Annotated in this window: 17 protein-coding genes; 9 read left to right on the top strand and 8 right to left on the bottom strand. The window is 50.0% G+C overall.

The window, feature by feature from the left end; genetic code table 11:
• Window positions 1–99: 99 nt before the first annotated feature.
• Window positions 100–336, top strand: coding sequence for a type II toxin-antitoxin system RelE/ParE family toxin (locus AC4IFB_RS01080; RefSeq protein ID WP_490779125.1), 237 nt, complete (start codon window positions 100–102; stop codon window positions 334–336).
• 127 nt (window positions 337–463) lie between these two features.
• On the opposite strand, the gene AC4IFB_RS01085 is transcribed toward AC4IFB_RS01080, so the two are convergent.
• The 3 genes from AC4IFB_RS01085 to guaB form a co-directional block, all read right to left on the bottom strand.
• Window positions 464–1,609, bottom strand: a complete 1,146-nt coding sequence (locus tag AC4IFB_RS01085; protein ID WP_490779126.1) for a Fic family protein — start codon at window positions 1,607–1,609, stop codon at window positions 464–466.
• 263 nt (window positions 1,610–1,872) lie between these two features.
• Entirely contained in the window at window positions 1,873–3,450 is a 1,578-nt protein-coding gene (gene guaA / locus AC4IFB_RS01090) for a glutamine-hydrolyzing GMP synthase (RefSeq protein WP_490779127.1), read from the bottom strand.
• Window positions 3,451–3,531: 81 nt separating this feature from the next.
• Window positions 3,532–4,995, bottom strand: coding sequence for an IMP dehydrogenase (gene guaB, locus AC4IFB_RS01095; RefSeq protein WP_490779128.1), 1,464 nt, complete (start codon window positions 4,993–4,995; stop codon window positions 3,532–3,534).
• 208 nt (window positions 4,996–5,203) lie between these two features.
• Between guaB and AC4IFB_RS01100 the strand changes: the two genes are divergently transcribed.
• Together AC4IFB_RS01100 and xseA are read left to right on the top strand one after the other, a co-directional pair.
• Window positions 5,204–8,749: an EAL domain-containing protein gene (locus tag AC4IFB_RS01100; protein WP_490779129.1), complete on the top strand. Its 3,546-nt coding sequence runs from the start codon at window positions 5,204–5,206 to the stop codon at window positions 8,747–8,749.
• On the top strand, window positions 8,746–10,107 hold the full coding sequence (gene xseA / locus AC4IFB_RS01105) for an exodeoxyribonuclease VII large subunit (RefSeq protein ID WP_490779130.1): 1,362 nt from the start codon (window positions 8,746–8,748) through the stop codon (window positions 10,105–10,107). Before AC4IFB_RS01100 ends, xseA begins: the two co-directional genes overlap by 4 nt.
• A gap of 33 nt (window positions 10,108–10,140) precedes the next feature.
• Here xseA and AC4IFB_RS01110 read toward each other — a convergent pair whose 3' ends face one another.
• Window positions 10,141–10,542: a helix-hairpin-helix domain-containing protein gene (locus AC4IFB_RS01110; RefSeq protein ID WP_490776365.1), complete on the bottom strand. Its 402-nt coding sequence runs from the start codon at window positions 10,540–10,542 to the stop codon at window positions 10,141–10,143.
• Window positions 10,543–11,017: 475 nt separating this feature from the next.
• Here AC4IFB_RS01110 and AC4IFB_RS01115 point away from each other — a divergent pair, with 475 nt between their 5' ends.
• Entirely contained in the window at window positions 11,018–11,401 is a 384-nt protein-coding gene (locus AC4IFB_RS01115; RefSeq protein WP_490777777.1) for a CBS domain-containing protein, read from the top strand.
• Window positions 11,402–11,822: 421 nt separating this feature from the next.
• On the opposite strand, the gene AC4IFB_RS01120 is transcribed toward AC4IFB_RS01115, so the two are convergent.
• From AC4IFB_RS01120 to nth, 4 genes are all read right to left on the bottom strand, one after another.
• Complete coding sequence (locus tag AC4IFB_RS01120; protein ID WP_490777776.1) at window positions 11,823–12,014, bottom strand: hypothetical protein; 192 nt, start codon at window positions 12,012–12,014, stop codon at window positions 11,823–11,825.
• Complete coding sequence (locus AC4IFB_RS01125; protein ID WP_490777775.1) at window positions 12,011–12,442, bottom strand: DUF1841 family protein; 432 nt, start codon at window positions 12,440–12,442, stop codon at window positions 12,011–12,013. The genes AC4IFB_RS01120 and AC4IFB_RS01125 overlap by 4 nt, the downstream gene beginning before the upstream one ends.
• A 13-nt stretch (window positions 12,443–12,455) precedes the next feature.
• Complete coding sequence (locus AC4IFB_RS01130; RefSeq protein WP_490779131.1) at window positions 12,456–12,908, bottom strand: DUF302 domain-containing protein; 453 nt, start codon at window positions 12,906–12,908, stop codon at window positions 12,456–12,458.
• An 83-nt stretch (window positions 12,909–12,991) separates the two neighbouring features.
• The gene (gene nth / locus AC4IFB_RS01135) at window positions 12,992–13,624 is read right to left on the bottom strand and encodes an endonuclease III (RefSeq protein WP_490779132.1); all 633 of its coding nucleotides are present in this window, start codon (window positions 13,622–13,624) and stop codon (window positions 12,992–12,994) included.
• Window positions 13,625–13,978: 354 nt separating this feature from the next.
• On the opposite strand from nth, the gene AC4IFB_RS01140 reads away from it, so the two are divergent.
• The 5 genes from AC4IFB_RS01140 to AC4IFB_RS01160 all read left to right on the top strand — a co-directional run bounded on the left by AC4IFB_RS01140 (window position 13,979) and on the right by AC4IFB_RS01160 (window position 18,783).
• A complete protein-coding gene (locus AC4IFB_RS01140; protein ID WP_490779133.1) occupies window positions 13,979–15,838 on the top strand; it encodes a phosphoenolpyruvate carboxykinase (GTP) in 1,860 nt (619 codons plus the stop codon).
• A 112-nt stretch (window positions 15,839–15,950) separates the two neighbouring features.
• On the top strand, window positions 15,951–16,871 hold the full coding sequence (locus tag AC4IFB_RS01145) for a hypothetical protein (RefSeq protein WP_490779134.1): 921 nt from the start codon (window positions 15,951–15,953) through the stop codon (window positions 16,869–16,871).
• Between the two features lie 3 nt (window positions 16,872–16,874).
• A complete protein-coding gene (hemH, locus tag AC4IFB_RS01150) occupies window positions 16,875–17,930 on the top strand; it encodes a ferrochelatase (RefSeq protein ID WP_490779135.1) in 1,056 nt (351 codons plus the stop codon).
• Window positions 17,927–18,319, top strand: coding sequence for a gamma-butyrobetaine hydroxylase family protein (locus AC4IFB_RS01155; protein ID WP_490779136.1), 393 nt, complete (start codon window positions 17,927–17,929; stop codon window positions 18,317–18,319). Before hemH ends, AC4IFB_RS01155 begins: the two co-directional genes overlap by 4 nt.
• A gap of 11 nt (window positions 18,320–18,330) precedes the next feature.
• Window positions 18,331–18,783, top strand: coding sequence for an HIT domain-containing protein (locus AC4IFB_RS01160; protein WP_490779137.1), 453 nt, complete (start codon window positions 18,331–18,333; stop codon window positions 18,781–18,783).
• Window positions 18,784–19,298 lie beyond the last annotated feature (515 nt).

Below are 19,298 nucleotides of genomic sequence, written 5' to 3' on the forward strand. Positions count from 1 at the left end.
TTTTTGCTAAATCGATGGCTGTAAGACTATGCTTCTTCATGATGGATGCCCTCCATGTAACCTATGTTCTCATAACTAGTTTGGCGCACCGACGCCGGAATGGTAGGGCGTCCATCTCATCAGTCACAATCCGAAAGCTACCTGACCACCATTAAGAAGCAATTATGGTTGCTGACCCAGCAACCACTTATGGGTACCGAGCGCTCCGAACTCCTGCCAGATACCAGAAGCCTCCCTATAGAAAGCCATACTCTGTTTTACCGTGTGACCGTCAACAGGGTTGAAATCATCCGGGTACTACATGGCCGCCAGGATCCACAACGCCATCTGAAATAGCCCGGCATAACCCATATGCCTTGGTACGCATGTGCAGCAGGTATAGCAGGTTTCCGGATTGCTCCAGAATGTGAGTTGTTCAAGCTCCCTGATACCAGGCCAGCATCAAACTACCTCTCATGGTAAATTATTTCTTCGTCGGGCCAGGCCGAACCGGTTTTACAATCGTCAACTCATATCGTGTTGTTCTACCACCACCCGGTAACGGAATGATTATACCCTTGGTAACCAGGTCAGAAAGGTCACGGCTGGCTGTTCGATTGGGGCACTTGGTGATAGTTTCATATTTTCTGGTCGTTATTCCACCTTCAAAGCCCTTTCGTCCTTCAGCGAACACTCGCGACACCATCCTGGCCTGCCGGTCATTCAGCTGGTCGCTATAGACTTCATAGAAACGTGTCTTGGCCAGTACAAAACCCACTTCTTCCCTGGCAATTTCCTGTGCCTTGATTATTGTGTTTGCGAAATAATCCAGCCAAACGTTAACACCCAGGCTTCCACGACTCGCTTTCTCCAGTTGCAGGTAATAGGTTTTTTTATCTCCTTCTATCGCCGTGGCAAGACAGGCCGTGGTTGGATAACCAAGAAACTGGGAAAGCGCATGGTCAGCGATTGTCCTGCCGACTCGACCATTACCATCATCGAAGGGGTGAATCACCTCGAACCAGAGATGAGCAATACCTGCTCTTGCGATCCCGGGTATTGTCTTATCCCCGCTCACAGGACTGGTTTGGTTGTACCAGTCGGTAAGCCTCGCCATTTCATCCGGCACCTGAGTCGCTGGCGGGGCCTCATAGTGAACCTTTTCCCGCCCGTAAGGCCCGCTCTCTATTTGCATCGGTGAAGGATCGTTACGGTATGCGCCACGCAGAATAGACGTGTAGCGCTGCTCTGGGACGGCCATGGACTGCCACTTGCCCAGCAGGTCATGCGTCAGCGATGCTTGCCAGTTCTTGCGGACGTCCACCAGCAGCGATGCAGCCCCAGCAGCTTTCTGGTCTGAGTTGTCTGGTAGCGTATCGGATGTAATCAAAGAAAGTAGCGAAGACCTGACAGATTCCCTATCCAGATCCTCGCCCTCGATCGCACTGGTTTTGATGGCCTCGGAAAGCATCAGGTCAATCGTGGCATCCTCTTGGGATGCCATCGGTAGCGCATCGAAGCTGCCCGCCAGCCGCTCTGAGTTCAGGCGAAATTCAAGCTCCCGATCATTGAGCGTGCGATTGTCATAGCGAAAATCTGGCCAGTCGGGCTGTTGCCATATCCACTTCATAGCTCGATTATAGCACTTATTCACGCCACATTATAGAAATATTTGGCGCGCTTAAAGCCCTAAATCACGCCATGCTCGTTCAGAACACGATATCTGAGTGCCGACCGCTGATACCATGATTACGCCAATCTGCCACTCATGGTATTGCTGCTTTCTGCCTTACAGCACTCGGAAATACCATGAAAAATACCATTGATGATGCAGGATATATTATCAATAGGGTTGTTTTTTATTCTTATTATTCAATATATTATGAATTCGTATCACTCCCACTCAATAGTAGCTGGCGGCTTACTGGAAATATCATAGGCCACCCTTGAGATACCCGATACTTCATTGATTATGCGTCTTGAAACCTCTTCAAGAAAATCAAATGGCAGGTGGGCAAATTTTGCGGTCATGAAGTCGACTGTTTTTACAGCCCTTAAAGTGACCACATATTCATAACGTCGCGCATCACCAACAACACCGACTGACTTGATTGGCAGGAACACAGTAAATGCCTGGCTCACTTCATCGTAGAGCTTGTTTTTGATCAGCTCTTCAATGTAGATGTGGTCAGCCTGACGCAGCAGGTCTGCGTACTCTTTCTTAACCTCACCGAGAATTCGCACACCCAGACCTGGCCCCGGGAAGGGATGGCGATAGATCATTTCATAGGGAAGCCCCAACTCAACACCTATCTTACGCACCTCATCTTTGAACAACTCTCGCAGAGGCTCGACCAATTCCAGCTTCATATACTCTGGCAGCCCACCAACATTGTGGTGAGACTTGATGACATGGGCTTTGCCCGATTTCGCGCCGGCAGATTCGATGACATCCGGGTAGATGGTTCCCTGAGCGAGAAAGGAGACATCCTCAAGCCTGCCCGCCTCTTCTTCGAAGATATCGATAAACAGGTTACCGATGATCTTGCGTTTCTGTTCAGGGTCTGTCACACCGCGCAAGGCTTTCAGAAAACGATCTTCCGCATCGACCCGAACCACCTTGACACCCATGTGCTCAGCGAAGGTCGCCATTACCTGATCGCCTTCATGCAGGCGTAGTAATCCATTATCGACAAACACACAGGTCAACTGATCACCAATTGCTCGATGTAACAGTGCTGCTACCACAGAGGAGTCAACGCCACCTGAGAGCCCGAGCACCACTTGCTTCTCACCAACCTGCTCACGCACGTTGTGAATTGTCTCCTCAATGATCTGACCTGGAGTCCAGAGCACTTCACATCCGCAGATCTCAAACAGAAATCGCTCAACAATTCGCTTTCCCTGACGAGTATGGGTTACCTCAGGATGAAACTGTAATCCGTAGTAGGCGCGTGACTCATCAGCAATGCCTGCCACTGGTGCATTTTCGGTCTCACAGATCACCTGAAAACCTTCCGGTAGGGATTCAACCCGATCACCATGGCTCATCCAGACATCCAGCAGGCCATAGCCCTCCGGACTGGTATGATCCTCGATATCCTTCAACAGACGGGAATGCCCTCTGGCTCGCACTTGCGCATAGCCATATTCGTGTTTATCCGATGAGGCCACTCCACCACCGAGCTGAGCAGCCATGGTCTGCATGCCGTAGCAGATCCCCAGAACCGGCACACCCATTTCGAATACTTCCTGAGGCGCGGTAGGCGCCTCATCTGCGGTCACGGTTTCAGGGCCACCTGAGAGTATGATACCTGCAGGCTTGGTTCCCTCCAGTCCTTCACCGGCATTGTCATAGGGGAAAATCTCACAGTAGACCCCAGCCTCACGGATGCGGCGGGCTATCAACTGCGTGTATTGGGAGCCGAAGTCGAGAATCAGAATTCGGTGGGCATGGATATCAGTTGTCATTGCTTTTTTACTTCCGCAAAACGCTTACAGGAGCTACCGGATCGACCGGCAGAGCTCCTGTAAGATATCGGTAGGGACTCATCAATCGCGCCGATAGTTCGGTGCTTCTTTGGTGATCGTTACATCATGCACATGGGATTCAGTGACCCCGGCATTGGTAATCCTTACAAACTCTGGCTTGGTGCGCATCTCGTCTACACTGGCACATCCGGTATAGCCCATACTGGAACGGATGCCACCAATAATCTGGTAGATAATACTCATCACAGACCCCTTATATGGGACACGACCTTCGATGCCTTCTGGCACCAATTTTTCCTTCTCATTGCTCTCTTGGAAATATCGATCGCTAGAGCCATCTTTACCCGACATTGCTCCCAGGGAACCCATACCACGATAGGATTTGTAGGAGCGACCCTGATAGATCTCAACTTCACCTGGTGCTTCATCTGTACCGGCAAACATGCCTCCGATCATTACCGAGTAACCACCAGCAGCCAGAACTTTGGCAATATCGCCAGAGTAACGTAGTCCGCCATCAGCAATCAGAGGTATGCCACTCCCTTCCAAAGCCTTGGCCACGTTGCTCACTGCGGTGACCTGAGGCACACCCACACCGGCAACAACACGTGTCGTACAGATAGATCCTGGGCCTATACCCACTTTTACGGCGTCAGCACCTGCCTTGACCAGATCCAGTGCGGCCGCACCGGTTGCGATATTTCCACCAATAACCTGAACACCAGGGTAGTTTTTCTTCACCCACGCCACTCGGTCAAGTACACCTTGGGAGTGACCATGGGCAGTATCCACTACCACCACATCGACCCCGGCATTGACCAGCCCATCCACACGCTCTTCGGTGCCTTCGCCGACACCGACAGCAGCACCAACTCTCAAACGCTCATGCTCATCCCTGCATGCATTGGGGTTATCTTTGGCCTTCTGGATATCTTTGGCGGTGATCATGCCTTGCAGCTCAAAATTGTCATCCACCACCAGCACCTTTTCTATACGGTGCTTGTGCAGCAGGCTCATCACCTCATCACGGCTCGCGCCTTCCTTGACTGTCACCAGCTTCTCTTTACGGGTCATGATATTCCGTACCGGGTCATCCATTATGCGCTCAAAGCGCAGATCCCGACCGGTGACTATGCCCACAAGCTCTTTGCCATCCACTACCGGCACCCCGGATATGTTTCTGGAGCGGGTGAGTTCAACCACCTCACCAATACTGACGTAGGGTCCGACGGTAATTGGATCCCGGATCACCCCACTCTCATATTTTTTGACCTTCTCCACTTCCCGGGCCTGGCTTGCAGCATCCATATTCTTGTGGATGATGCCGATTCCTCCTTCCAGTGCCAGAGCAATGGCAAATCGTGATTCGGTAACCGTGTCCATTGCGGCCGAAACCAGAGGGATATTAAGATCGATGTCCCGGGTCAATTTCGTCCGTAAATCAACATCTTTGGGCAGTACCTGGGAGTGGGCGGGCACCAGGAGAACATCGTCAAATGTGAGGGCTTCCTCGATTACACGCATAGCATTTTTTCCGGCTGGAGGGATAAAGTAGCCGGGCATTATAGAAGTTGCGGTCTAGCCGGTAAACCGGCAGCTTTAAATCAACCACGATTCAATAAGAAATTAGCGCCTGAATCTGGCTCAAAATACCCCTCCTACCTCCAAATTGGTCAGAAACATCTGCAAATGCACCGTTCTGGCGCTATGCTAGTCGTTAGGGACTTAGACAATGAAGTCAGGAAGTGCAGATATGCACAATTTTCAGGTTCGTAGCAGAACTTTTTTTCTCCTTATCGCCTTCAACCTGCTGATTTTTTGCGGCATTGCGCATGCAACCACTACAACGACCTTAAGGGTGGGCGTCTTTAAATCCCCCCCCTCGGTTGACACAGACTCAAAGGGGCAGCCCAGAGGATTGTTTATCGATATCCTCGAGAGCGTCGCCTATCAGGAGGGGTGGAAACTCCGCTATATACCCGGCACGTGGAGTGATCAGCTATATCGATTATCAACAGGAAAAATAGACCTGTTGCCTGCCATCGCCTTCAATCAGGCCCGTAACAAGCGATTTCTCTTCTCAGACGAGACCATTATCGCCAACTGGGGGCAAATGTACGTCCTTGAAGGCTCGGAGATACAATCCATTCCTGATCTGAATGGTAAAAAGATCGCTGTCCTGTCCAAGGATATCTTCCTCACCTCTGAACATGGCCTGCTGGAAATATGCGAGTCCTTCAAGATAGATTGCCGAATAGAGACCTATGACTCCTACGATATGGTGATGAGGGCAGTCGCCAGCGGACGTGCTGACGCCGGCTTGATCAATCGCCTGTTTGGCGCAAGTACTGGCCATTTCCACCGTCCAGTAGCCAGCCCTATCCTCTTAATGCCCCTCGATATCCGATACGCCATATCACGGAAGAACCCTCTGGCCGAAAATATAAAGCAGCGTCTTGACTACCATTTGGCCATCCAGAAAGCAGATGAACTATCTGTCTACCACCAGCGTATGAATAATCTGTTCGAGCCATTGAAAACCGAGAGACAACCTGCACCTCTGCTGTATCAGTTAATCTTTGCTGTAGGGGCTCTGCTGATCACCCTGTTATCAATCGCTCAGATCCTCAGATGGCGGGTCAAAGTAAAGACCCGACAACTGGCCGCCACTGAGGCCCGCTACCACAACTACTTCGATGGGGTAGCCACTGCACTGTGTGAAGGTGATAGCTCCAAAGCCCTGGCAAGATTAGATGAACTGCTTGATTCTGGAGTCGAAGATCTCAGATCCCACCTCGAAGAGCATCCTGATCTACTGAAAGAGACCCTGTTTTTAATCCGGGTTGTCAACGCCAATCCTGCAACCCTGAAACTATTCTGCGTTAAAAATTTAAAACAGCTGCAGCAGTGGTTACCCAAAAGCATCACCCCGGAGGTATTTACTGCATTCAAAGAGTTCTTAATCGCATCCAGCGAAAGAGAAGCCCTTTTCTCCTGCGAAGTGCCTTTACTGACCTCAAAGGGTCATTTGATTCAGGTGATGATCTCATTCCCCCTCTCGGATTCACTCAAAGAGATACAGCATATCCCGGTCACTCTGGTGGATGTCTCCCATTTGCGGGAAACAGAAAAACAACTCTCCCTTGTGGTTAAAGGTGCTGCTCTGGGCTTCTGGGATTGGAACCTGCTGACCGATGAACTTACCGTGAATCAAAAATGGATGGAGACGCTTGGCCTGGAGCCTTCAGATATGCTGCACAATATCGATGATTGGCAGGAGCGAGTTCATCCAGAGGACAGAGATCGTGTCATACCAATATTTAAACGATCTTTCAACGAAGGCAAAACATACAGCGTAGAGTTCCGCATGCGACATGTCAGTGGCCATTGGGTATGGATCGAAGGTTCAGGCGGTGCGGTTGAGTTCGATCCACTGACTCACCGACCAATCCGGGCCTGTGGTACCCATCAAGACATATCAGAGCGCAAACGGGCCGCGGAGACCCTGAATACCTTAATGGAGAGTATGGTCGGCATCACTGGAGAGGATTTCTTCGAACATGTCGCCAGAGAGCTGTGCCGCTGGTTTGGCGCAGATGGTGCGAATGTCGGGGAGTTGGCAGGAAGAACACAAATCAATTCCATTGCCACAATTATTGACAATAAAGTAGTTGACGATTTCAGCTATCAGATCAGTGGCACCCCTTGTGACAAGGTAGTGAAACAGGGCGCCTCTCTCTATCCTCAGGGCATCCAGGATCTCTTTCCTAAAGATAAAGACCTTGTGCTTCTCAACATGCAGGGCTATGCAGGCTCTCCGATCCGTGACCGCAAAGGTGTTGTGATCGGTATTATCTGGGTTGTCTCACGAAAACCCCTATTCATGCCACCAGACTGGGTTGATGTCATGGATATCATTGCTGCCCGGATCAGTGCAGAGATCGAACGGAAAAGAGCAATGGAACGCCTCGCCTACCAGGCCACCTATGATGTCCTCACAGACTTGCCAAACCGCCGCTTGCTGATCGACCGACTCAGTCAAGCTCAGTCCAGGTGTCGCCGTCACAATCACTCCGGTGCAGTTTTATTTATGGACCTCGACCACTTCAAGACGATCAATGACTCTCTGGGTCACAAAGTCGGTGACCTGCTGCTAAAGCAGGTTGCTGAACGCCTTAGCAGTGAAATCAGAGATGAAGACACCGCCTCTAGGCTCGGTGGCGATGAGTTCATTGTTCTGTTCGCTGAACTGGACAGCAACCCCCAGGTAGCTGCACAGCAAGCCAGTAAAGGGGCGCAAAAAATACAGAAAACTCTTTCGATGCCCTATCTCATTAATGACAATGAACTACATATCACACCTAGTATCGGCATTGTCATCTTCCCATTAGACAGCGAAAGCGGTGACGATATACTCAAATATGCAGACACAGCCATGTACAGAGCCAAGGCGGAAGGCAGAAACACAATCCGATTCTTCTTGCCTGGCATGCAGAATGCGGCTGAACAACAGCTTAGGTTGCAGAACGACTTACGCAACGCCCTGACCAACCACGAACTGACACTCTACTATCAACCCCAGGTCGATCTCGAAGGGAATACTGTCAGCACGGAAGTTCTACTTCGCTGGTTTCATCCAAAACATGGTGAGGTGGAGCCAAGAACCTTTATCGATGTTGCTGAAGAGTCAGGACAGATTCTACAGATCAGTGAATGGGTTCTCAGAGAGGCGCTTAAGAAAAGCAAGCAGTGGAACGAAAATAATCACAACCCGATACGCCTCTCCATAAATGTCAGTTCAGTTCATTTTCACCAGGCCAATTTCGCCGATCAGGTGCAGACAGTTCTCGAGGAGAGTGGCGTCAATCCCAGCCACCTCACCCTGGAAATTCATGAAGGCACCCTGGTTGAAAACTTTGAAGAGGCAGCTGACAAGGTACTTCAGCTAAAGAAGTTAGGGGTGTGTTTCTCCATCGACCGATTTGGTATCGGCTATGCCTCTCTCGCCTATATCCGACGATTACCAGTGGATCAACTCAAGATAGATCGGACCTTCATACGCGATATTTCAATTGATCCCAAAGATGCTCAGCTGGTTCAAACCATTATCAACATGGCTCAGAATATGGAGATCGAAGTGGTTGCAATTGGTGTCGAAAATGCCAGTCAATTGAAATTTCTGCGTGACAAAGGCTGTAAGATATTCCAAGGTTACTACTTCAGCCATCCACTCCCTGTGGATGAATTCGAAACCTACCTGAGCAAAGAAACCGCTTGAGCCAGCAAACAACAACGCCAAATTTCACTAAAGATATCTTTTCTGTTTCGCGTCTCGTGCGGGAGACCCGTGCTGTGCTGGAGGGTAGTTTTCCTCTGCTCTGGGTGAGTGGTGAAATCTCCAATTTAGCGCAACCGGCATCGGGTCACATCTATTTCACCCTCAAGGATGAAGCGGCCCAGGTACGCTGTGCCATGTTTCGCATGAAGCGTCAGCGAATACGCTTCCAACCGGAAAACGGCCAGCAAGTTTTGATTCGAGCCAAGGTAAGCCTGTATGAAGCACGGGGTGAATTTCAGCTGATTGCCGAGCACATGGAACCGGCGGGGGAAGGCGCTTTACGTCTTGCCTTTGAGCAGCTGAAGCAGAAACTTGCCGCCGAGGGTCTGTTCGACACAGAACGCAAAAGGGCATTGCCAATGCCCCCAAAACAGCTGGGACTGATCACCTCGCCCACTGGCGCTGCTGTACGTGATCTACTGACCGTTCTCAAACGACGCTTTCCCGCCCTGCCAGTGATTATCTATCCTGTCCAGGTACAGGGTGAAGAGTCAGCCAGACAGATCATTCAAATGATAACCCTGGCAAGCAAACGCGAGGAGTGTGACTTACTGATTTTAAGCCGGGGTGGCGGCTCTTTGGAAGACCTGCAATCCTTCAATGACGAAGGCGTGGCAAGGGCAATCAGAAACTCGAAGATACCCGTGGTAACCGGCATAGGCCACGAGATCGATTTTACCATCGCAGACTTCGTTGCAGATAGGCGAGCCCCTACCCCATCTGCAGCTGCAGAGCTTGTTACCCCGGATCAACAGGAGTGGACACAGAGACTGCAAACAATTGCAAAACGCCTGCATCATTATCAGTTACGACGACTTCAACAACTGAGTGAACGGTGTCTGGCGTTGGGTAAACGACTCAATACCCAACATCCAAAGCAGAGACTTCAACAACGTCAGCAACGACTGGATGAGCTGGCTGACCGATTGACCAGAGTTTTTCAATTCAACCTACTACAGCGCAACCAACGTCTGGATCGGCTCCACACTCGCCTCTCCAGGCAGACACCGGAACAACGACTGGAAAGGTTAAACCAACAAAACAGAAACCTTACAGAACGACTTCATCGCGCCTTCAAGGAGCGGATGAATCTATACCAGACAAAACTAATTCAAATAGGCAGGGATCTTCACAACCTGAGCCCCCTGAATACCTTGGGAAGAGGTTATGCCATCGTAAGTCGTGCTTCTGATGGCGCTATCATTAGCGACTCTTCAGAAGTCAACATCGGGGATGAACTCCAAGCCAGGCTGCAACAGGGAAAACTCGTCTGCCAGGTTTTAGACAAGGAAGATTGAGCACACCGTTGAATCAACAAACGACAGGGCTGCTTATTTTGCTACCAGTTCTTTTGCCTGCGCCACCCAGTCTTCCCGCTCAATACGCCCTTTAAAACTGAGTTGATCGGAGAAGCGGTCGATATCGGCCTGATTCCAGTCGGCAATCTGCTTAAAGCTGTTGATACCAATCCCATGTAACTTTTTTTCTAGTACTGCCCCGATACCTTTTATCTTTTTCAGATCATCAGATAACTCAACTGATTCGATATCATCACTCTCTACCTTTTCATCCCCTCCGGCAGACAGCAGGCGTTGTAACTCAGCAACCTGCTTCTCAAGGAGTTCCACCCGACCCGTGAGATGTTGATGCTTATGCATTTTCACAAATTTCTTGCTTAATTTGCGCTTTGCCCCGCTATCGCTTTTTTTCGTCTTTTTACCCTTTTTCGGCATAACCAACCTCCCCTGATATACGTTAAGTTCATCCGCCATTTCAAGCCGGCTTGACTACTGAGTATGGTAGAAAACTAATGTTTTTTATAGGTTTATTGTTTTTTACCTTCAAACTACGCCTGTGAAAACCTAACCAGGGCTATTTATTTGCTTAATCGGTTATCAATTTTTAAGCCATTGCAATATTGCAGCTCCCTGTGCCTTTGGTGGGGCATGGCCCCACCCTACGCAACTAACCAGGGCTGCTTATTTGCTTAATCGGTTATCAACTTTTGAGCCATTGCAATATTGCAGCTCCCTGTGCTTTTTGGTGGGGCAGGGCCCCACCCTACGCAATATTCAAAACTTGTTGAGTGTCTTCTTATTGAGGCAGGGTAAGACCACTGGCTGTATGTGCATAAACGAAGAGACTGAGCTTTGCTATAGTTCAAGAACTGATACTAACCGAAAATAAATTCGGAATGAGGAGGATTACATGTTTGTCAGCGACTATATGAGCGCATCCCCGATCACAGTGCGCAGTGAAGATAACTATGATCTGGCTTTTGAAATCATGGAAGAGAAAAATATGCACCACCTACCTGTGGTAAACCAGGAGAATCATGTGGTAGGAATCGTCACGCGGCGGGATTTGCAGCTGGCGGCACGATATTTTAGAGAAGCACCCGCTGAGATCTCTGAAGTCATGCATACACCAGTACTCACCACCTCGGGCAGCGCTTCGCTCTCTTCCGCAGTGAAACAGATGACTGACCACAGAATCGGTTGTCTACCTGTAGTTGGTAACGACAGCAATGTCGAGGGAATGCTCACAGAGAGCGACCTTTTTCGTGCACTATCAGACTTGCTAGATAGCTGAAAACCTTAAGCTCAGAGAGATCCAGACTGCGTTTCAGTACAGTCTTATCAGCTCGCCATTACTCCAGAAACAGGCGCAAACACCCCCACCCTTGATGACAAAAGGGTTGGGGAGAGCATACGTGTCGAACATTTGATGAAATTGAAGTGCAGATAACAAATTACGCTAAAGTTCTCAGGTCTTGCCTGCAATCCCAAACTCTGAACTGGCTTATTGATCTGCCAGATTAAGGAACCTCTGTTTAATTCTGGACGAAACAGATTGTGCCCTAAAATGTTCTGGTTCAAGGCATGGATCGCTCGTAATAGCAGGCTATTGCGAAGATTCATAACTCAGAAACTGGACATTTCAGGGGCAAGATGCGAGTTCACGAATTGATCAGAGGTTCCTTAAGTGATGACCTGGTGAAGAAGAGCTACGCCTATTTTCTTTTTCTCAGTATCAAAACCGTCAAAGCCAGCGCGCCAAACAGAGCATAGTAGGTAGCCTCATTCCTATCCACACCTAAAAACAGGGCGCCATACCCTCCAATAGCTGCTCCCATACCACCAAACGCCAACCCTCGCATTACACGACAAAGAGTGCAGTTTTTGGCATTTGGTTGAGTGGTCATTTTTTAATCAGGCTCTTGATGCAATCAAGGTAGCCCAATTCATCAGGCATTCGGTTGGCTGATTGAGCTTCCCAAAGAATACGCCCCAAGCACTCCATCAGTTGGTGTTCCGCTTCATGGGCCTCCCCCTTGTGTTGACAGAGTTGCTGGTAGAGCCTGCTGATTCCTGCGGGTCGATCAGTAGAGACCTGTTCGATCAAAGTGAGATGCATCGCCATATGTAAAAAAGGGTTGGTCTGTCCACCCTCAGGATGAAAATCCCGCTCCAGACTCTGCTCCCTGTTATTCAACAAACCATGGTACTCCGGATGCTGTTTGATCACCTGGGATACAATCTCTTCCAGAGGTTCCATGGGTTGTTCTGCAAGATGCTTTCGCCAAGCCTCAAAAAAGACCTGACGCAACTGATTCCGATCATTACTAATCATCAGGATTTATAACTCAAGGCTGTGTCGCTTTCTGCGATAATTTTTTCAATGCGCCTGTCACTTTTTTCTTCACCTTTTCCCGGTCGTCGATAGCGAAGCGACCAAATAGATATTCCGGGCTGTTATAGCCAAGCCAGACCTTATCTTCAGCATCTTGCCACACCAGAGCTTTCAGCGGCAGGTCGATGCCGGCACGTTGATCACTGGTCATCAATGCGGTACCCACTTTCGGGCTACCAAAAATAATCAATAACGTCGGACGTAGAGATTGTCCAACCTTCTTCGCCCCAGCAGCATGGTCGATACGACTGAAGATCTTCAGACCTGCTTCCTCTGCAGCAGCAACAAAACGATCAGCGGTCTCCTCTACGTTAAATTGGCTGGCCTTTGTCACCATACCGCTATCTGCCTGGGCGACACCGATGGTCAGTAACAGACCAGCTATAAGCGTGAATATAGTTTTCATCCTATGCTCCTTTATTGGGGCCTGTGAACACTAATCGAATTGGCCCTGAGTTGTTCAGCGGGTTCTCAGTCGAACTATAGAGACTATTCCGTCTTATCTTTGTACTCACACAGATCTTCGATGACACAGCTTCCACAACGTGGTTTGCGTGCCACACAAGTATAACGTCCGTGCAGAATCAGCCAATGGTGAGCATCCTGTAAAAAAACTTCAGGAGTAGAGCGCATCAGCTTTTTTTCCACTTCCAACGGTGTCTTGCCCGGTGCGATCCGGGTACGGTTTGAAACCCTGAAGATATGGGTATCAACTGCCATTGTCAGGTGACCGAAAGCCGTGTTCAACACAACATTTGCTGTTTTCCTGCCCACACCGGGCAGAGACTCCAGCGCCTTACGATCCTCAGGCACCTCACCACCATGAGATTCGATCAGGATGCGACAGGTCTCAACAATATTCTTAGCCTTATTATTGAAAAGACCAATGGTTTTTATATACCCCTTCAATCCTTCAATACCCAGATCACGAATCAGTTCAGGGGTATTCGCCACTGGATAGAGCAGGTCGGTAGCCTTATTCACTCCCTTATCTGTCGATTGCGCTGAAAGAATTACCGCCACTAATAGTTCGAAAGGGGTTTTGTAATTCAGTTCAGTTGTGGGGTTGGGATTGGCCGCTTGAAGACGCTGAAAGATGGCCTGGCGTTTTTCTCTATTCATGAAACATATTGGACAGCTGATTTAACTTCGCCATTCTAGATCATAAAGGGGCAGTGAAGCGAACCCAAAGGTAGACAGCTTGGACTATTAAACCGCTATTTCAGCATTGCCTTTGCATCGACTGACTTGGTTTAGACTGAGCTTGGATTTTCCTAGAGCCTGTTAACACTAATCCCACACAGAAAATGCCAAAACACGATTCAACACAGAGTGACATAAACAATATTTATATGGGGATAGCGATTTAAGGTGGAGTTTCATATACTGGTAACCCAATCGCAGTGTGCCTAGAAGGCCATAAGCCTTGAATTAAAAACACTCGTAACCCGACGAAAACAGTGATGGACATTTACCATGACCAGAAAACATGATGGCGCCGCTCGGACAAACAATCAGAAACTCCTAGCTTGGATTGATGAAATCGCACAACTATGTAATCCGGATCGGATTTACTGGTGTGATGGTTCACAGGAAGAGTACGACCGTCTATGTGACGAGATGGTGAAAAGCGGCACATTTATCCGCCTTAACCAGGAGAAACGGCCCAACAGTTATCTGGCACGCTCCCATCCGAGCGATGTAGCTCGCGTTGAAGAGCGTACCTACATCTGTTCTAAAAACGAAGAAGACGCTGGTCCAACCAACAACTGGATGGATCCCAAGCAGATGAAATCTGTCCTCAAGGGGTTATTCAAAGGCTGCATGCAAGGAAGGACTATGTATGTCATTCCCTTCAGCATGGGACCGCTTGGCTCTCATATCGCGCACATTGGTGTTGAAATCTCAGACTCTGCCTACGTCGCAGTGAATCAGCGCCTGATGACCCGTATGGGGCAGGATGTACTCAATGTGCTGGGTGATGAGGGTGAATTCGTCCCTTGCGTACACTCAGTTGGTGCGCCCTTACAACCTGGGGAAGAGGACGTTCCCTGGCCCTGTGCAGGCAGCATTGAGGATAAATACATTACCCATTTTCCTGACACCAGAGAGATCTGGTCCTACGGCAGTGGTTATGGTGGTAATGCCCTACTGGGTAAAAAGTGCTTTGCGCTGCGTATCGCCTCGGTGATGGGGCGGGATGAAGGCTGGCTGGCGGAGCACATGCTGATCATGGGCGTTGAAACTCCAGAGAAGAAGAAGTTTTATGTGGCAGCGGCCTTTCCCAGTGCCTGTGGAAAAACCAATTTTGCAATGCTCAAATCGCCACAAGGTTTAGAGGACTGGAAGGTCACCACTATCGGAGATGATATTGCATGGATAAAACCCAATCCCAAGGATGGAAAGTTCTATGCCATCAATCCCGAGTATGGGCTATTCGGCGTCGCCCCAGGCACCAATGATACATCCAACCCCAATGCCATCGCCGCTCTGACCAAGGACAGCATCTTCACCAACTGCGCCCTGACTGATGACGGTGATATTTGGTGGGAGGGGCTGACGGAAGATCCCCCTGAACATTTGATCGACTGGCGCGGAGATGACTGGGTGATTGGTTGCGGACATCCGGCGGCCCATCCCAATGCCCGCTTTACCGCCCCCGCTGCCGCCTGCCCCTCAATTGATCCGGAATGGGAGAATCCTGCCGGTGTACCGATCACCGCATTCCTGTTTGGCGGACGTGTCAGTAACAACTTTCCGTTAGTGTTTCAAAGCTACAACTGGGAGCATGGCGTCTACATGGCAGCGACCATGGGCTCGGAGGCAACTGCAGCCTCAATCGGTCAGGCTGCCATGCGACGTGATCCGATGGCCATGTTGCCATTCTGTGGTTACAACATGGCGGAGTATTTTAAGCACTGGCTGCGTATTGGACGTAAAAATGTTGCAACACCACCGGCGATATTCCGGGTGAACTGGTTTCGCAAAGATCGGCATGGTCGTTTCATCTGGCCAGGCTTCAGCGAGAACATGCGGGTATTGAAGTGGGTGATAGACCGATGCAACGGTAATGGTCATGCGATCGAGAGCCCCTTAGGCTGGGTCCCCTCTCATGATGCCCTTAACTGGAATGGACTCGATTTCGATAAAGCAGACTTTTATGAAATCATGAATATCGACCGGGAGAGAGCCCGCCACGAAGCCATTGATCAGGAAGAGTTGTTTTCCCGTTTTGGTGACCACCTCCCACGAGAGATGGAGCTTGAACGGGAGCTGCAACTGGCGAGGCTATACCACTCCCCAAAATATTGGGATCTCTCTGCGACTGATGATTGAGCAATTCGCGAATAGGTTGTAAAAACCCAACACTTCATTAACACGCTTTTCCCAAACCCCGCGCTGACTTTCTACTCTGCCCTTCTGGGCAGAGTAGAGTAGTCTGTAGAGTATGCAGCAGCTTTCAAACGCAACATTCAGTATACGGCGACTCAATCCGTTCAATGGCCTATTGCAGGTCTACCAACAAGATTCGGCCCGCGCACTCAGTGCAAATGGTGTGGTGTGGGAAATCCAGGTCCTCAGTGAGACGCCCCAGGGTTTATGGGCCAATACCCCCCTGGGAGAAGGACAATATTTCACCTTTGGTTTATGGTCGGAAGTTAATGGTCTGGAGCAAGTTCCGGTCAATCCCCTATTCGATATAAGAAGCATGATCGAAGCCAGTGACACGCTGATCTCTGGACTGCAGCCGGTACTGCCTCAGCTCCCTTTCCCTATGGCCGACCACTATGAGCTTTGGCTGCTGGATGAAGAAAACGGCGAGCCCGTTGCACTACTACAGAGTTGCCGCGCAGAGAGCGAGATTCAATTGCACAATATGGAGCAAAAATGGATCGCTGCAGCAAAAGGTGACTTCAGTTTCGTCTCACCCCACCTTCGACAACGTGGAGTGCCCAGCCATGATGGTTACAATCCCAGGGTACACGCCTCGATTGTAGAGGCCGAAGTCAGAGGACGAGCCGGTTTTCTGCCGCAGACTGCGTGGTTCTATAACGACCCTGATACTGGCATGATGCACCACATCGGGGATTCGACAACAACTGTAAGATTTCCAGAATTGCCACTTACAGAATCGGGTTATGATGCTGAGAACGCCCCCTTGATCGCAGACTATATCGCCTGGAAGGCCCCTCAACTGCTGATGCTGCCTAACCTGAGCAGAGAGACAAGGGAGAGATTAGAACGATTGGCGGTAGATCAGGCAGAGCAGATCGACAGATTATGGACACTCTATCCGGAAATACACAATAAAGACCTGTTGAAACGAGCACGGGTAGAGGCAAGAATCCGCAAAGCGAATCGGAATTAAATAATGAGATACCTTAACCAATCGGATCAACTGTCAATGAAGGAGGGTGGCCTGGGAATAGTGCTGGTCAACCTCGGCACCCCTGACGCCCCGACTACCGGCGCAGTGCGTAGATACCTGGCTGAATTTCTCAGTGACCCAAGAATTGTGGCTATTCCCAGGTTTCTCTGGATGATTATCCTGCACGGCATTGTTTTACGAGTCAGACCAAAACGCTCCGCCAAGGCCTATGCCTCGATCTGGACAGAGGAAGGCTCACCACTGCTTGCGATATCCAAGAAGCAGCGATCTGCCCTGGAAGAAGAGATTGCGCCTCTATTTGAAGGCCAGGTCACAGTTGCTCTGGCGATGCGTTACGGTAACCCCTCGATCCCCAGTGTCTTGCAATCGCTGCGCGAGAAAAATATTCAGCGCCTGCTGATCCTGCCCCTCTATCCCCAATATTCAGCGACCACCACCGCCTCGATATTTGATGCAATAACCTCTGAGCTGCAACGCTGGCGGTGGATACCTGAGATCCGCTTTATCCAACACTACCAGCAGGAAGCGGATTACATCGCCGCACTCAGCAATCAGATCGAAGCCTTCCGAAAAGAGCACGGTACCGCAGAGAAACTACTCTTCTCATTTCATGGCATTCCCAAGGATTACTATCAGGCAGGCGACCCCTACCCTGATGAGTGTCATGCCACAGCCAAAGCTGTTATTGAAAGGTTAGGGCTAAAGGATGAGCAATGGCAGATCGCCTTTCAATCCCGATTTGGTGCGCAAGAGTGGGTTAAACCCTATACCGATGCGACACTCAAACAGTGGGGCGCCGAAGGGGTCAAAAGTGTTCAGGTAGTCTGCCCTGCCTTCTCAACAGACTGCCTCGAAACCCTGGAAGAGATCGCAGTGGAAAACAGAGACTACTTTCTGCAAGCGGGGGGTGGCGACTACACCTATATCCCAGCCCTGAATGACGACCCTGAACATATCGGGATGCTGGCAAAACTGATCCATAAGCATGCCCAGGGCTGGCCGGAAGCCAGACCCCTTGCTGGAGATAAAAATCAATGAGCACAACACCCCACCCCGTAGAGATCAAAGTCCACCAACAGAGCCGTTTTCTTGATATCTCTTTCAGCGACGGCGCCCACTTTGCCCTCCCCTGTGAATACCTGAGGGTCTACTCACCCTCAGCAGAGACTCGTGGCCATAGTCCAGCAACCGCCAAACTGGAAAAAGGCAAAGAGATGGTCTCTATTACCCAGATGGAGCCGGTGGGTCAGTATGCAGTCAAAATTCACTTTGATGACGGCCACAACTCCGGGCTCTATGATTGGCAATACCTCTATAACCTGGGCAAACATCAGGATGAGCTATGGCAGGCCTATCTGGAAAAACTTGAGGCGGTGGGTTATCAACGCCAAGAGCCAGAACTGATACCCAGGGATGGTGGTGCATAGGTCAGTATGCCGTGACATCAGCTAACCCCCCGTTCGAACTCGATCCACGGCTTGCTACAGACTGCTATCTATTAGCGGAATTGGAATTGAGCCAGCTGTTGCTGATGAACAATGCACTGCTGCCCTGGTTCATACTGGTTCCCCGCGTCTCCTGCCATGAACTGCATCAGCTCTCATCCGAACAGCAATTAATACTACTTCAGGAGACTAATCTGCTTTCACACTTTGTGGAGACAAACTATGAGACAGATAAGCTCAACATCGCTGCGATCGGTAATATCGTACGACAGATGCATATCCATATAATCGGCCGCACAACCAATGACCCCTGGTGGCCCGGTGTGGTTTGGGGCACCAGCCAACGTCAGGCATATGATCAATCACAGCTGGATGAGATTATACGAAAGTTAGAAGAACAACTCCCGGATACGCTCTGCTTCCTGCATCCAGTTGCCAAGAGATAACCACACCAACCACATTGGCGTCACTTAAACAAGATTAATAACTGAGCATTATTCAATGCCGGCATGGTGCGGCAGGGCCACACCCTACATCACGCCTCTATTAACCTGGGACCGAACGGTCGTAGGGTGGGGCCATGCCAGTACATGTTTGAATTAAACGTAGGGTGGGGCCATGCCCCACCAAAAGCTCACCGAAAACGCCATAACCACATGCAACCTCCACAATTTCAAGAATATCTCAGCAAGGTAGCCTGGATGGAGCAAAGCGGAATCCGGGATGGTTGACGCGCTGTTCCCCCCGGATTCCGTTGCACTTCATCCAGGCTACGGACTAGGCTGTAACCTGCCAGCTCTCAGCTAGTATTGGCTGAAGTGCATCAGCTACATCCTCAAGAGTAACTTTACCAACCCCTGCAGGCACTTCGAAACTTGCCATCGCCCTCACTAGTTGACTACTTGGTGGGGCATGGCCCCACCCTACCTATCCGCATAGGTGTAGGGTGGGGCCATGCCCC

The organism is Candidatus Thiodiazotropha sp. AKIB8 (assembly GCF_058244675.1).